A 14,056-nucleotide genomic window follows, 5' to 3' on the forward strand; every position below is an offset into this window, starting at 1 on the left:
TCTAGGTAACCGGTGTCAACGTCGTACAGTTATGATTTTGTACTATCGTCTCAATGGCGCTGACGGGTGCGGGCCTAAGGGTGCTTCAAGGCTTGCATTCGATAACCGACGCGCGGCGAACAAGGTCGGAGAGGAAGAACGACGGTTCCGACGCCGCCGTTTCCGGGCGGGTCAGCTTGAGGGCGGCAGTGCGAGCCATCGCGCGGATCGGCCAGCGCACAGTGGTGAGCGGTGGCCAGATGTGCGCAGCGATGGCGGTATCGTCGAAACCTATGATCGACACGTCCTCGGGCACGCTCAGGCCCTGCGCGCGCGCGGCGTGGAGGACGCCTGCGGCCATTTCGTCATTGCTGGAAAAGATCGCGGTGGGCGGTTTCTTGCCCGCGAGCAATTTCTTGCCAGCGGCGATACCCGATTCGAATCGATAGTCGCCCCGGACGGAAAGCTTGGGGTCTGGCTTCAGCCCCGCGCGCGATAGCCCGGCGGTGAAGCCCAGTTCGCGTTCGCGCGCGGAACGGAAGCCCTCCGGCCCAGTGACGAAGCCGATGCGGGTGTGCCCCAGTTCCGCCAACCAGGCAACCGCGTCGCTGACCGCTTGCTGGTCGTTCGAGGCAACGAGGTGGGCATCGTCATCCAGCCGCGCCGAGCCCATGCGCACCACCGTGCAGCCAAGGTCTCGGCACAGTTGCGCCAGCGCGTCATTTTCCGAGATCGGCGGCAGCAGCATCACGCCGTAGAGCCGCTGCTGCTCGATGAAGCGGCGGATATCCTCAAGCATGGTCGGTGAATGGCGATCGACCGGCCGCACGACCAGCGCGAATTCGGTGTTGCGGATCGTGTCGAGAATGCCCTCCTGCACGCCCAGCACCATCTGCGCGTTGGGGTTGTCGTGGATCAGGCCGATCAGGAAGTTGCGCCGCAGCGCCAGCGCGCGCGCCTGCGGATTGGGCACATATTCCAGTTGGGCGATCACCGCCTCCACCATCTCGCGCGTGGCCTGGTTTAACAGGGGGGATTTATTGATCACCCGGCTGACGGTCTTCTTCGACACCCCCGACAAGCGGGCTACATCATTGATTGTAGGTTTCTGCCCTTGTGCCATGCGGCGTTCTTCAACCTCTCGACCCGAACGATTTTCCGGATTGCCTTCACGTCCGGTAAAAGGCAAGATGACACCGGTTACCATCCGAAAGAACACTCTTTTGCAGACCGCGCGCCGGTTTGAAAAGATGCGGAAGGTTTGGGTGGCGTTCGCGGCAGCGCGGGGCTGGTTGGGCATGGTCGGACGGCCTGATCGTCCGTCTCGATGACACCGGTGTCGACAACGCGCGCGGGCGGCGGTGGAATATTTTGAAACTATGGGGATTGGTTTGACTGATACGGCAAAGGCAGTAGCCGAGGCATTCGTGACGGCCCGGCGCGAAAAGCGGGCGTTGCCCTCCTATCCCGGACAAGCACCGACAGACTTGGGCAGCGCATACCGCATCCAGGATTTTGCGATCGACATGGACGGGCGCGCGGTCGTCGGCTGGAAAGTTGGCAAGATCAACCCGCCCGACGATGCGCGTCTGGCCAGCAATCGCCTGGCTGGCCCGATCTTCGAAGACAGCGTCGTGAGCGCCGGCGCAGCCGAATCGCTCGACATGCCGGTTTTCGTGCAAGGCTTTGCGGCTGCCGAAGCGGAGTTCCTTTTGCATGTCGCCGCCGGCTGGGACGGCGTTGTTCCCCAAGACGACGCGTCAACCCGCGCAATCCTGGACGCGGTGCACCTGGGCATCGAGGTGGCCAGTTCGCCGTACCCCGGCATCAATGACGACGGCCCGCCGGTGACGGTGTCCGACTATGGCAACAATTACGGTCTGGTCGTGGGCCCTGCGCTTTCGGGGTGGGAAACCATCAATTTCGACGCAATCGCAGTGCGGCTTGAGATTGACGGCGAAGTCGCCGGCGAGGCGACCACCGCCACCATGCTGGACGGACCGCTGGGGGCAGTACGTTTCCTGCTCGGCAATCTGGCCACGCGCGGCATAGACTGCAGCAAGGGCACCTGGGTTTCGACGGGCGCGGTTACCGGCGTGCATCCCGTGAGGCCGGGGCAGCAGGTCCTGGCCACGTTCGCGGGGCACGGCAGCGTTGCCTGCGGCATCGTCGCCGCGGCGGCCTGAGAGCAGACAAGAGCGCGGCAGGACAACAGACCGCCGTCACGGGAGCAGGATCAATGGAAGCACAAATCGATGGCATGAAACCGAACGACGCCGGCGCAGGCCCGGTAAAGGTCGGTCGCTATCGCTGGGTTGTGGTGGCGCTGCTGTTCGCGGCCACCGCGATCAACTACATCGATCGGCAGATGATCGGCGTGCTCAAGCCCACGCTGGCCGCCGAGTTTCATTGGTCCGAATCCGATTTTGCAGGCATCGTCTTCTGGTTCCAGGTCGCCTACGCGGTCGGCTATCTTTCGTTCGGCAAGATCGTCGATGTGGTCGGCGCCCGGCTCGGTTACACGATCGCCATCGTCATCTGGACGGTGAGCCACATGGCGCATGGCTTTGCCACCGGCATGGTTTCGTTCGCGATGGCCCGCTTTGGCCTGGGCATCGGCGAATCAGGCAATTTCCCCGCCGGCATCCGCGCGGTGACCGACTGGTTCCCGCAGAAGGAACGCGCTTACGCCATCGGCCTGTTCAATGCCGGCGCCAACGTCGGCGCGATCATCACCCCGCTGCTCGTGCCGCTTTTGGTGCTGTGGTTTGACTGGCGCATGGCCTTCTTCGTGACCGGCGTTTTCGGCATCGCCTGGCTGGCGGTGTGGTGGATCGTCTACCGTCACCCGACCGAGCATCCGCGCGTGGGTGCCGCCGAACTTGCCTGGATCCGCCAGGATCCTGCCGACCCGGTAGAAAAGATCGGGTGGGCGCGCCTGCTCACTGTCAAGGAAACCTGGGCCTATGCGCTGGGCAAGTTCCTGATCGACCCCATCTGGTGGTTCTTCCTGTTCTGGCTGCCGGGCTATCTGTTCGAACGCTATGACCTTGATCTCAAGACCTTTGGCCTGCCGCTAGCCGCGATCTACCTGATTTCGGATCTGGGCAGCGTGGCCGGGGGCTGGCTGTCCTCCCGCCTGATGAAGGCCGGGCGCACTGCCAATTTCGCACGCAAGATGACGATGCTGATATGCGCGGTGTGCGTGCTGCCGATCTGGTTCGTCCAGAGCATCGACAACGTGTGGACGGCGGTGCTGGTGATCGGCCTGGCAACTGCGGCGCACCAGGCGTTTTCGGCCAACCTCTATACCCTGCCGTCGGACATGTTTCCGCGCGGCGCAGTCGGCTCGGTGGTGGGCATAGGCGGCACGGTGGGCGCGTTCGGCGGCATGGGCATGGCGCTGTTCGCCGGTTACATCCTCGATGCGACGCACAGCTACGAGGTGCTGTTCGCGATCTGCGCCAGTGCATACCTCCTCGCGCTGCTGGTGGTCCACCTGCTGAGCCCGAGGCTGGCTCCGGTCCGCATCTGACGACCGCATCAGTCATGAAAGCAGGCGCGTAAACCCCTGCCAGTCGAAAGGGAGACGGATGAAGTTCGATAGGCGCGACGCGATGGCCACGGCTCTGGGCGCAGCATCTTTGGCGGCGGCCCCCGGTTCTGCCACTGCGGTCAGCCCGCACGCGCCAGGGCCGGGGACCCGCCCGGCGCCGGCCTATCGCAAAGGTTTTGATGATCAACGTATCGCCGATCTGGGAGATGGGCGGTTCCTCAACCCGCTGATGGCGGGCGACCATCCCGACCCTTCGATCTTGCGCGATGGCAAGGACTATTATCTCACCTTCTCGACCTTCGATTCCTATCCCGGCCTCGTCATCTGGCATTCGCGCGACCTGCTGAACTGGCAGCCGATCACTGCGGCACTAACTAAGAACGTTGGCGCGGTCTGGGCGCCGGACATCTGCAAGCACGGCGGGCGCTATTTCATTTACTTCCCGGCAAAGGCCAGCCCCAACGCCAATTACGTGATCTGGGCTGACCGCATCGAAGGGCCGTGGAGCGACCCGATCGATCTCGGGCTGCCCGACCACATCGACCCCGGCCACGCGGTGGGCGAGGACGGATCACGCTGGCTGTTCCTGTCAGGCGGCGACAGGATCCGGTTGCGCGATGACGGACTTTCGACGGTCGGCACGGTGGAGCATGTCTACGATCCCTGGCATTATCCCCAGGATTGGGACGTTGAAGGCTTTTCGCCCGAAGGCCCCAAGATCGTTCGGCACGGTGCCTATCACTATCTGATCACGGCAGTAGGCGGCACCGCCGGTCCGCCGACGGGTCACATGGTGATCGCGGCGCGTTCCAGGTCGATCCACGGACCGTGGGAAAACTGCCCGCACAATCCGATCGTGCGCACCACCGACCTCGCCGAAAAATGGTGGTCGCGCGGCCATGCCACGGTGTTCGAAGGGCCGGTCGGCGAATGGTGGTCGGTCTATCACGGCTACGAGCGCGATTTCTGGACGCTGGGGCGCCAGACCCTGCTCGATCCCGTCACCTGGACTGCCGACGGCTGGTTCAAGATGAACGGGGGCGATTTGTCAGCACCCCTTGCCGCGCCGCAAGGGGGCAGCAAATCCGGGCCGCACGGTTTGCCGCTGTCGGACGATTTCTCGACGCTGGAACTCGGTCGACGCTGGAATTTCTTCAAGCCCGCCGCTGACGAGAGGCGCCGCGCCCGCGTTGCGGACAAGTGCCTGCACCTGCGGGCCAGCGGGACGGCGCCGGTCGATTCCTCGCCGCTGCTGCTCATTGCCGGCGACCAGGCCTATGAGTTTCAGTGCGAGATCGAAGTCGATCCCGGCACCACGGCGGGCCTTCTGCTGTTCTACGACCAGCAGCTATATTGCGGGCTGGGCTTCGACGCGGCCAAGTTCGTCACCCACCAGTACGGCATGGAGCGGGGCCGCCCGGCAAACCCGCATGGCGCTCGTATGCTGATGCGAGTGCGCAACGACCGCCATATCGTCTCGTTCCACACCAGCGCGGACGGTGGACAGACCTGGCAGCGCTTCGATCGCGGCATGGAAGTTTCAGGCTACCATCATAACGTGCGCGGCGGTTTCCTGATGTTGCGGCCGGGCCTGTATGCGGCGGGCAAGGGCGAGGCTCGTTTCCGCGACTTCCGGTTTCGCGCGCTATGATGATATGGTGCTGCTGATCTGGTCGATGATTGCTGGCTACTGACGTACGGCCGCGCCTATCGCGGCAGGTCAGGCAACGTCAGGATCACCAGCAGTCCCGGCCCATCGGGGCGGCCCTCCAGCCGGATAGAGCCGTTCAGCAACGTCATCGCCTTGGATGCGACGGACAAGCCCAGCCCGCTGCCGGAACTTTGCAGGCTGCCATGTTCGAAGCGGCGCAGCAGACGCTCACGCTCCGGCTCGGGAATGCCCGGCCCCCTGTCGCCCACGGTGATGACCAGCCGACCGGAGCCCCGGACAATCGCGATATCCAGGGCGCGGCCTGAACCGGCATGGCGCATGGCGTTGCCGATCACGGCAGACAGGGCGATCTGCAGCAGCGACGCATCGCAATGCCAGCGCACGATGTGTTCGGGCATGACCGCTACGTTTATCGTGTCGGCCTGCTGCTCGATCATCACTTCGGCGACAACTTCGGCTACCAGCGCGTGAACATCGACCGAGCGGCTGGTGAGCGATGTTGCGTTCAGCCGCGCCAGCGTCAGCATTCCGTCGATCAGCGCGTTGGCGCGATCGGCAATACCAATCAACCGGTCGGTTTCGTGGCCCAGGTTCGCTGGCGAGAGGCGATGCAGCAACTGCGCCTGTGCACGTATCGCGGCCAGCGGCGTGCGCAATTCGTGGGCCACATCGTCCGTGAACGCCTGTTCAAGCTCGTAAGCCCCTTCAAGGCGCGCGAACAGTTTGTTGAGCGCGATGATCAACGGTTCAAGATCGCGGGGCCATTCCTGCGGTGGCAGCGGCTGAAGGTCTGAAAGCGAACGCGCGCCCAGAATCGAGGCCAACCGTTCCACCTGATACAGGCCGCGGCGCAAGGTCCACCACAAGACCACCATCGCCACTGCCAGCAGTGCGAGCATCGGCACCGCCAGTTCACGCAGCAATTGCCCGATCGAAAATTCCCGAAGCGCGTCCCGCTCCGCCACCACGATGAGCAGGCGCGGGTCTTCACCACGCATGCCATAACTGCGCCAACGGTTACCCGTTACCTTGAACGTGCGCAGCCCTGTCTGGCGCGGCACCAGCCGCACGGGTGCGCCCGAGCCGGACTGTGCCACGGCCCGGCCATTCCAGAACACCAGGAAGATGCACGAATCGTAAGAGTCCCGAAACGCCTGCGCTTCCTGGGGCGAAACCATCTGACGGATTTGCGCCGGCGGCTTGTCGCGCCACGCCAATTGGCCGGCTGCGATATCGTCTTGCACCATGATATGGACAAGGCGCGCCGCGTTTATGAGCTGTGCATCTGCGGCCCTGCTTACCTCACGCGATGCGGTAAGATACAGCACCGCGCCGATCGCGATCCCTGTCACCGCCAACAGCAGCAGCACCCGGCGATACAACTGCGTCGTGAGCGACGAGCGTCTCACGCCGCCTGCGCTCCCACCATATACCCGAGCCCGCGCGCGGTGCGGATGAAATCGCGGCCCAGTTTGCGCCGGAGCGAGGAGATGGCGACTTCCACGGTGTTCGATTCCGCCCAGTTATCCTGGTCGTACAACTCAGCCTCAAGGTCGGCCTTGGATACGAAGCGCCGGGCACGCCTCATCAGCAGTGCCAGGAGGCGATGCTCTTTGGCGGTAAGCGGCACGACCTGACCGTCGAGCGTGACGACATTTCCCGCAAAGTCCAACGTGACCGCGCCGATGGTCAGCTGCTCGTTGCCCCGCCCGTCGCGCCGGCGCAGTTGCGAGCGCACGCGCGCCGCCAGTTCATCGAGATCGACCGGTTTCACCACGTAGTCGTCAGCCCCGGCATCCAGCCCGGCTATGCGCTGCTGGGTGCGATCGAAAGCGGTAACGATGATCACCGGCGTTGCATTCTTTGCGGCCCGCAAGCTGCGCAACACGTCGATCCCGGAACCGTGGGGCAGCCCGATATCCAGCAGGATCACGTCGTAATTGTCTGCCCGCGCCGCTGCGCAGGCATCGTCTCCCCGGGTCACCAGGTCAACCACATAGCCTTCCATTTCCAGCGCGCGCCGCATGGTCGGGCCGAGATCGGCGTCGTCTTCCGCAAGCAGCAGGCGGGGCAACTGTGAGGACTCCTGAACATCATGCGCAAGCTGGCTCGCCTGGATTGGAGCCCAAACTAAGCCTTGCGACCACACGCGTCAAACACGCGCACGCCATCAGTTTCGCATCAGGTTGGTTGTGTAAGGAGTGATGTTCGAGTGCGTGGGGGCATCCGGGCACCAGTCTTTCTTATGCCGGAACTTAGCTACAAAATTATGACAGCTCACCCCCTGATGTGTCCGACTCCGGATACCGCCGCACTGCCGTTCACAACCCAGCTCGATCTCTCCCGTGATGCAGCCGGGCTGGCGCCTTGTATTGCGCTGGTGGGATGCGACGGGTCGGGCAAGTCCACGCTGACGCGCGATCTCACGGCCTTGCTGGCCCGGCGCGCGCCGACGCGCTCGATGTATCTTGGCCTGGGCACCGGCGATCTGGGCCGGCGGATCGGGCGCTTGCCGATCGTGGGTGGTTTGACCGAACGCTATCTGACGGCCAAGGCCGGCAAGGCCCATTCCGCGCACAGCAAGCGGCTGCCCGGCATCGTGACGGCGTTGGCGATCTTCGCCTTTTCGCTGGCGCGCCGATGGCGTTTCGCGCGCGTGCTGGCATTCCGGCGCCGGGGCATTCAGGTCATTACTGATCGCTACCCGCAAGCTGAGCTGCCCGGTGGTTTCGATGGACCGGGGCTGTCGTGGACACGGCGCGGGTCACCCCTGGTGGAGCGGCTCGCCGCCCAGGAGCGCGCGATGTATCAGGATATGGCGACGTATCGGCCGACGCTCGTCATCCGGCTGAATGTCGACGTGGACACCGCGATCGCGCGCAAGGCGGATCACACGCGGCCACTGCTGGAAAAAAAGCTGGCGATCATGCCCCTTTTGCAGTTCAACGGCGCGCCGATCGTCGATATCGACGCGACACGTCCTTATGCCGAAGTGCTGGCCAATATCCTGGCGCTGTTTCCCTTCGAGGTGTTGCTGTGAAGGCCGATCATACCCGCCCGCTGCCGCCGCTGATCGCGGTGGTGGGGTGCGATGGTTCGGGCAAATCCACCGTCACGCAGGAACTTGAGGCATGGCTGAACAGCCGCCAGCCCACGGTGACGTGCCACTTGGGCAAACAATCGGGCAATATCGGCCGCGTCATCGCGCGATTGCCGCTGCTGGGGCGGCGGATGGACAAGTCCATCCATGCCACCGCGCGCAAGGCGCAAGGGGCGGGTGGCCCCGGATTTCTGGCCGCGCTGGTGATCTATGCGTTCGCGCTGCGCCGCGCGCGCCGGTTCCGGCGCATGATGCGGCTGCGGCACGAAGGCTATGCGATCATCGCCGATCGCTTTCCGCAGATCGTGGTGCCCGGGCCGATGGACGGTCCGGGTCTGGCGGCGGCGCGCGCAGGTGGGCTGGTTGGCCTGATGGCGGCGTCCGAACGGCGGATGTTTGCGCGCATGGTCAGCCACGCGCCCGACCTCGTGCTGCGCCTCAATGTCTCGCTGGAGGTGGCGATGGCGCGCAAGCCCGATCATCGGGTCACGTCGCTGGCGCGCAAGATTGAGGACGTGCCGCGCCTGCAGTTTGGTGGCGCACCGATCGTTGAGCTGGATGCGCATGAACCGTTGGCCATGGTGCTGGCGCGCGCGAAGATGGCGGTGAACGAACTGCTCGTCACCAGCCGCCCGGTACGCGAGGCTGCCTGATGGCCAGGTATTGCGATAGGGCCGCGCCATGAAGCGTTGGTTTGCCGACGGGGCCTTCCGCACGATCATGCGCAATGCCTCCTACCTCGCGTCCGGCAAGCTGGGCGGGGCGGTGCTGGGACTGGTGGCGCTGGGCTGCGCGGGGCGCGGCATGTCGCCCGCATTGTTCGGCACGCTGGTGCTCATCCATTCCTATGCCAACGGCGTGGGCGCGGTCGTCAAGTTCCAGACCTGGCAATTCATCGTGCGCTATGGTGCCCCCGCATTCGAGCGTGGCGATATCGCGGGCCTGCGCGATGTCACCGGCTTTGCCTTCGGGCTCGATCTGGCCAGCGGCCTGCTGGGCATGGCGGGCGGACTCCTGCTGCTGCCCTGGGCGGCGGAATGGTTCGGGATCGGCGCGGAAAACCTGCACCTCGCCATGCTGTATTGCACGCTCATTCCCACCATGACCGCGGCCACGCCCACGGGCATCCTGCGCGTGCTGGACCGATTCGACCAGATCGCCCTGCAGCAGCTGGTCACCCCGCTACTGCGCGCAATGGGCGCGGCGATCTCGTACATTGCGGGGCTTGGGTTCATCGGGTTCGTGCTGACCTGGTTCATCGCTGACCTTGCGGGCGATTTGTGCCTGTGGGTCATGTCGATCCGGGAATTGCGCCGGCGCAACATCCGGGGTGCGCTGCGGCCCGGTCTGTTCGCGCCTGCCAAGCGGCTGTCGCGCGCATGGGGCTTTGTGTGGACGACTAACATCGCGCACTCGATCTGGGCGGCATGGGGTCCGGTCAGCAACCTGCTCGTCGGCGCGTTGCTCAGCCCTGCCGCTGCCGGCCTGTTCAAGATCGCCGCCACGTTCTTCGATTCCGCCAGTAAGCCGGCGGAACTGATGTCCCGCAGCTTCTATCCCGAAATCATGCGCCTCGATCCCAGCAGCCGCCATCCCTGGCAGCTTGCGGTGCGCAGCGCGCTGATTTCCGGCGGTATGGCGCTGGTGATGCTGCTTGTCGTCTCCATCGGTGGTGAACCGGTGATCCAGCTGGTTTTCGGCAAACGCTACGTCGCCGCGTTCGACCTGCTTCAGCTGATGACCGCCTCGCTGGTGGTGGCGATGGCCGCCTTCCCGCTGGAATCGCTGCTTTACATGGCCGGGCGCGAACGCGCCGCGCTGGTGGCCGAAGGTACGGCGGCGCTTGCGTATGCAGGGCTGCTGGTGGTGTTGATCCATGTGTTCGGGCTGTGGGGCGCGGGCCTTGCCTATGTGATCGGAGTGTGTCTCAAGACCGTGTTCATGCTGGCGCCGACGCTGTGGGCCTATCGTCGCCGGCAGGACCTGAGCCACGACGGTCTGCTGGGGGCGGTCGCATGAGCCCTTACCCGCCAGAGGTCATCCACGCTCTGTTCGATGCAGTGGAGATGGACGACGTGGTGGATCCCGTCGTCAGCCTGCCGGACGCGATCCCGATCGCCTGCTCGCAGGAGGAGATGCGCCGGTGTCTGGCTTTGTGCGTGCAATTCTGGCGCGAAGGCGCCATTCGCGCAGACATCCTGGGGTTAACGTCGACACTGTTGGCAACGGGAGATCTGCCGCAGGACGCGCGCCGCCGCTTCAAGCTGATCCGCGCGCGCTACAAGCACTTGCGCTTCGCACTGGTGCTGTACGGCGCGCAGCATCACGCGCCACCGCTGTTCCGCGCAACGGTGGCGGTGATGGGGCACTTGCAGGACGCGTTCAAGAACCAGCGCCGCGCCGCCGTCGTCGGATACGGCATGGCGCTGCGCCTCCTGCTGTGCTGGCCGGCGTGGGCTCTGGTGCAGCGTGAGGTGCGCCGCGTGCGGCTCGACAACGCAGAGGGGTTTGCGCGGTTTCGCACCGCCGAACTGCTGCGCCTGAAACAGGGACTACGTTCTGATCGGCTGACTGCGCACACCTTCCACGCGATGCGCAAGATCGTCAGCCGGCAGGTGTCCTTCTACGATACCATGCGCTCGCTTGAGCCTGATGAGCGCACCTATCGGATGTCCCGCTTTCTCAGCGCGATCAACGGCCTGATGGGTAGCCTGCATGACGATCTCGTCGAGGGCGCGGTTGCCGGTCGGCATGATTATCACCGCGATACCTTTGCGCTGCCGCAGGACATTCGCTGCCGCCTGCGCACGCTCACCGATGCTTATCCGCTGCCGTGTATCGGATCGGACGGGCATGCCCTTCCGCAATTGCGCAAGGCCCACGATACGGTTCTCTAGTCCAGCGCCGCGGCGTGGACGACATAGCGCCACGGCCCGCGCGTGACCGCATCGAACGGGAAGCAGGTGACCAGATCGAGCTTCTCGCCGGACGCGGCGTTTGCCAGCGCATAGCCGTTCCAGCGCACCACGCCGCTGCCGGTAACTGCATAACGGCGCGTCAGACCCTTTCGCGTCTGGACGGTGATGATGTCGCCCCGTCGCACGTCGCGCAGGAAGCGAAAGTGGGTGTCGCGGTGGGCGGCGATCACGGCGGTCCCCCGTTCGCCTATCGCCGCGCCGCCCGGCAGCAGGGTTGGCCCAAAGGCCATCGCCTGGCCGGACCCGCTATCCAGTACCACCCGTGCCACGCCAAGCCGGGGGACGGTGATGCGCGCTGCGGGCGTCATGTCCGCCCAGGCCCAGGGCTTTTGCGGCAAGCGGGTGGCAAGGCTGCGGTCGAACGCGCGTTCCAGCAGGACCTGCGCAAGCGCCGCCTTGGCGGGAATATACAAGCCGGCCCCGATCTGCGCGGCGCCCGCCAGGCACAGGATCGCGCACAGCAGGGTGAGGGGACCGCGCCGCCACGCGGCCCCTCTCATTACGAGCGCGGTCACGCCGCCCTCCGCCGACGCAACGTTGCCAGGCCCGCCAGACCCGCCAGCAGTAGCGCCGCGCCCTGGCCCACGATGCCCAGGAAGCCGGTCGCCGTCTGCGGCAGTTCCAGCGCCTCGGCCTGCGTGGCGGGCGCGCTGCCGGCACCGTCCGCAGCGGCGTTTGCTGCAGCGTCGCGTCCGAACAAGGTGTCGAAGTCCCACCCGGCGGGCAGGTTGATCGGCAATTCCTCACGCGTCAGGCGCGCGCCCTTTGGCCGGGACGGCGTTTCGTCCACCGCGACCAGGCTGGTGCGGGAGGTGACGATGCCGTTTTCCACGCCGATCTGCTCGACTTGCGCGTTCGCTTTTGCATCGTCCAGCTTGCCGAGAGCGCGGTCGGCTTCCACATCGCTCACCCGCCGGCGGGCCCATAGCTTCGCGATCGCCGCGCTGGGCAGCGCCGTGGCAAGATCCACCTGCCGCTCCCAGGGCTTGCCGCCGATCGTGCCCGAGACGGTAAGCTTTCCAGCCAGCTGCGCGGTGCGGCCCACCAGCACCAGCGGGCGCCCGGCGTAGACGTCGGGCAAATGCTCGGGCGTGAATGCCACCGAACCGCCATCGACGCGGACGGACAGATTGCGCACCGCCGGGTGGCTGAGCACGTCGAGCAGCGGCATCATCTTGGCCGCGACTTCTTCGGGCGCGCCCACGTGGGTGTAGATGCCGCCGCCAAGGGTGGACATGCGCTCCATCAGATAGTCGTTGGGCGCAGATCCGATGCCAACCATGAACACGTGGCTTTTGCCGCCGTCCGCACCGATCGCGGCCATCATCTCACGCTCGTTCGAAATCTCCCCGTCGGTCAGGAACACGATCTGGCGCAGCGTGTCGGGATCGCTGCCGCCGCTGGCTGCCGCGTCAGCCAGTGCGGCCTTGAGTGCGGGAAGCATTTCGGTGCCGCCCTGCGCCTGCAGCGCGCTGGCGAACTGGCGGGCCGTCGCGATCCTGTCGGGCGTTGCCGGCACGCTGCGTTCGAACACGCGGGTCATCGTGTCGTCGAAGCGGATGATGTTGAAGTGATCCTGCGGGCGCAACGTGCCCAGCGCGTGGAGGAGGCTGGCCTTGGCCTCCTCCATCGACGCGCCGCCCATCGAGCCGCTGTTGTCGATCACGAACACCATTTCGCGCGGTGGCCGGGGCAGGTTGGACGTATCGGCGGGCGGGGTGATCGCGGCCATGACATAGTCGCCTTTGGCGGTCTGCTGGGCGAACAGGCCCAAGGTGGGATCGGCGGCGGCGGAGCGCCATTCGAGTACGAAATCGCGGTCCGCCGGCACCGTGCCGTCCAGCCGCACCTCGCGCCGGTCGAGCGGGCCGGTCACCCACACCCGGTGATAACGGCTGATGAGATTGGCGACATCGAAGCCCGGCGCCAGGTGCACTGCGATCGAGGTGGGGTTTAACGTGGCGCCGGTCTTCGGGTCGAGCACCGGCGCGGCGGTGACCGCGTTCGCATCGGCAACCGCAGCGCTGGTGGTCAGCGTGTGGGGCGGGGTATATCGCGGCCCGACGACAAGTGGCAGGCGCAAGGAAAACGTGCCGTTCGCCTGGGTGACCGGGGACTGATACTCGATCGAGATCAGCACCGTTTCGCCCGGCCCCACGTTGGCCACGCTGGTGCTGAACATGTTTGGCCGCTGCTGTTCAACGAGGCCGGCCTTGCGCCCGCTGGCCTTGGCCGCTTCATAGGTGGCGCGGGCCTGCTCGCGCGGCTGGATGTGACCGATGATCACGCGCTGGCCGACGACCATCTTGAGGGAATCGACCGCACCGTCATGCGGCAGCGGATAGAGGTAGCTGGCCTCCATCCACTTGGACGAGGTGTTGCGGAATGCCTGCGTAACGCGCACCCGGGCGATCTGTCCGGTCACCGTCACGTCCATGTCGGAGCCCAGGCGAACGGCGGGAAGGGCGTCGGCGATGCCTTGGCCGTGCAGCATCAGGGTGCCGGCGGCCGGGCCATCGTCGGCGGTCTGGGTGCCGTCGTCGGCAGCGGCAGACGCGGCGGTGGCGTGGATCGCAAGTACGCCGGGGGCGCTCAGGGCCAGCACGATGGCAGGGATCAGGGCGCGGCGGATGTACGGTGTGTGCGGCATGGCAGTGCTCCAACCAAAAGCGGGAGCTCACCTGTTATGCGCATTACGGTGCGCACAGCCACAAGCAGTCCTGGCCTCTTTCCGGCGGCGCGTGCGGGCAGCGGCGGGCGCGCTGCAAGGG

12 protein-coding genes are annotated in these 14,056 nt (G+C 65.5%); 7 read left to right on the forward strand and 5 right to left on the reverse strand.

Annotated features, from left to right (window positions below; genetic code table 11):
* Positions 1-85: 85 nt before the first annotated feature.
* A complete protein-coding gene (locus ASE49_RS06020; RefSeq protein WP_056769440.1) occupies positions 86-1,102 on the reverse strand; it encodes a LacI family DNA-binding transcriptional regulator in 1,017 nt (338 codons plus the stop codon).
* Positions 1,103-1,370: 268 nt separating this feature from the next.
* On the opposite strand from ASE49_RS06020, the gene ASE49_RS06025 reads away from it, so the two are divergent.
* The 3 genes from ASE49_RS06025 to ASE49_RS06035 are packed head-to-tail and all read left to right on the forward strand — an operon-like array spanning position 1,371 to position 5,186.
* A complete protein-coding gene (locus tag ASE49_RS06025) occupies positions 1,371-2,165 on the forward strand; it encodes a 2-keto-4-pentenoate hydratase (protein WP_235522862.1) in 795 nt (264 codons plus the stop codon).
* Between the two features lie 53 nt (positions 2,166-2,218).
* Positions 2,219-3,514: an MFS transporter gene (locus tag ASE49_RS06030; RefSeq protein WP_056769364.1), complete on the forward strand. Its 1,296-nt coding sequence runs from the start codon at positions 2,219-2,221 to the stop codon at positions 3,512-3,514.
* A gap of 58 nt (positions 3,515-3,572) precedes the next feature.
* Complete coding sequence (locus tag ASE49_RS06035; RefSeq protein ID WP_056769366.1) at positions 3,573-5,186, forward strand: family 43 glycosylhydrolase; 1,614 nt, start codon at positions 3,573-3,575, stop codon at positions 5,184-5,186.
* 56 nt (positions 5,187-5,242) lie between these two features.
* Here ASE49_RS06035 and ASE49_RS06040 read toward each other — a convergent pair whose 3' ends face one another.
* Both ASE49_RS06040 and ASE49_RS06045 read right to left on the reverse strand, forming a co-directional pair.
* The gene (locus ASE49_RS06040) at positions 5,243-6,616 is read right to left on the reverse strand and encodes a sensor histidine kinase (RefSeq protein WP_156370148.1); all 1,374 of its coding nucleotides are present in this window, start codon (positions 6,614-6,616) and stop codon (positions 5,243-5,245) included.
* Positions 6,613-7,281 (reverse strand): response regulator transcription factor, encoded by a 669-nt coding sequence (locus ASE49_RS06045; RefSeq protein ID WP_082456327.1) that lies wholly within the window; start codon positions 7,279-7,281, stop codon positions 6,613-6,615. The genes ASE49_RS06040 and ASE49_RS06045 overlap by 4 nt, the downstream gene beginning before the upstream one ends.
* A gap of 213 nt (positions 7,282-7,494) precedes the next feature.
* Here ASE49_RS06045 and ASE49_RS06050 point away from each other — a divergent pair, with 213 nt between their 5' ends.
* Genes ASE49_RS06050 through ASE49_RS06065 form a run of 4 tightly spaced genes read left to right on the forward strand, consistent with a single transcriptional unit; the run spans position 7,495 to position 11,204 of the window.
* The gene (locus ASE49_RS06050) at positions 7,495-8,247 is read left to right on the forward strand and encodes a hypothetical protein (protein WP_200921985.1); all 753 of its coding nucleotides are present in this window, start codon (positions 7,495-7,497) and stop codon (positions 8,245-8,247) included.
* On the forward strand, positions 8,244-8,960 hold the full coding sequence (locus ASE49_RS06055; protein WP_056769370.1) for a hypothetical protein: 717 nt from the start codon (positions 8,244-8,246) through the stop codon (positions 8,958-8,960). Before ASE49_RS06050 ends, ASE49_RS06055 begins: the two co-directional genes overlap by 4 nt.
* A 28-nt stretch (positions 8,961-8,988) precedes the next feature.
* On the forward strand, positions 8,989-10,326 hold the full coding sequence (locus ASE49_RS06060) for a lipopolysaccharide biosynthesis protein (RefSeq protein WP_056769372.1): 1,338 nt from the start codon (positions 8,989-8,991) through the stop codon (positions 10,324-10,326).
* Entirely contained in the window at positions 10,323-11,204 is an 882-nt protein-coding gene (locus ASE49_RS06065) for a hypothetical protein (RefSeq protein ID WP_156370150.1), read from the forward strand. Before ASE49_RS06060 ends, ASE49_RS06065 begins: the two co-directional genes overlap by 4 nt.
* Here ASE49_RS06065 and ASE49_RS06070 read toward each other — a convergent pair.
* Complete coding sequence (locus ASE49_RS06070) at positions 11,201-11,800, reverse strand: class GN sortase (protein ID WP_235522863.1); 600 nt, start codon at positions 11,798-11,800, stop codon at positions 11,201-11,203. The genes ASE49_RS06065 and ASE49_RS06070 overlap by 4 nt on opposite strands.
* Positions 11,797-13,935 (reverse strand): marine proteobacterial sortase target protein, encoded by a 2,139-nt coding sequence (locus ASE49_RS06075; RefSeq protein ID WP_056769378.1) that lies wholly within the window; start codon positions 13,933-13,935, stop codon positions 11,797-11,799. The genes ASE49_RS06070 and ASE49_RS06075 overlap by 4 nt, the downstream gene beginning before the upstream one ends.
* Between the last annotated feature and the right edge of the window lie 121 nt (positions 13,936-14,056).

The sequence above is a fragment of the Novosphingobium sp. Leaf2 genome (genome assembly GCF_001421325.1).
Lineage (GTDB): Bacteria > Pseudomonadota > Alphaproteobacteria > Sphingomonadales > Sphingomonadaceae > Novosphingobium.

What these genes read in the sequence shown, in the direction of transcription:
- ASE49_RS06030 (WP_056769364.1), top strand. Translation starts at nt 2,219, where the DNA reads ATGGAAGCACAAATCGATGGCATGAAACCGAACGACGCCGGCGCAGGC.
- ASE49_RS06035 (WP_056769366.1), top strand. Translation starts at nt 3,573, where the DNA reads ATGAAGTTCGATAGGCGCGACGCGATGGCCACGGCTCTGGGCGCAGCA.
- ASE49_RS06065 (WP_156370150.1), top strand. Translation starts at nt 10,323, where the DNA reads ATGAGCCCTTACCCGCCAGAGGTCATCCACGCTCTGTTCGATGCAGTG.
- ASE49_RS06020 (WP_056769440.1), bottom strand. Translation starts at nt 1,102, where the DNA reads ATGGCACAAGGGCAGAAACCTACAATCAATGATGTAGCCCGCTTGTCG.
- ASE49_RS06060 (WP_056769372.1), top strand. Translation starts at nt 8,989, where the DNA reads ATGAAGCGTTGGTTTGCCGACGGGGCCTTCCGCACGATCATGCGCAAT.
- ASE49_RS06075 (WP_056769378.1), bottom strand. Translation starts at nt 13,935, where the DNA reads ATGCCGCACACACCGTACATCCGCCGCGCCCTGATCCCTGCCATCGTG.
- ASE49_RS06050 (WP_200921985.1), top strand. Translation starts at nt 7,495, where the DNA reads ATGTGTCCGACTCCGGATACCGCCGCACTGCCGTTCACAACCCAGCTC.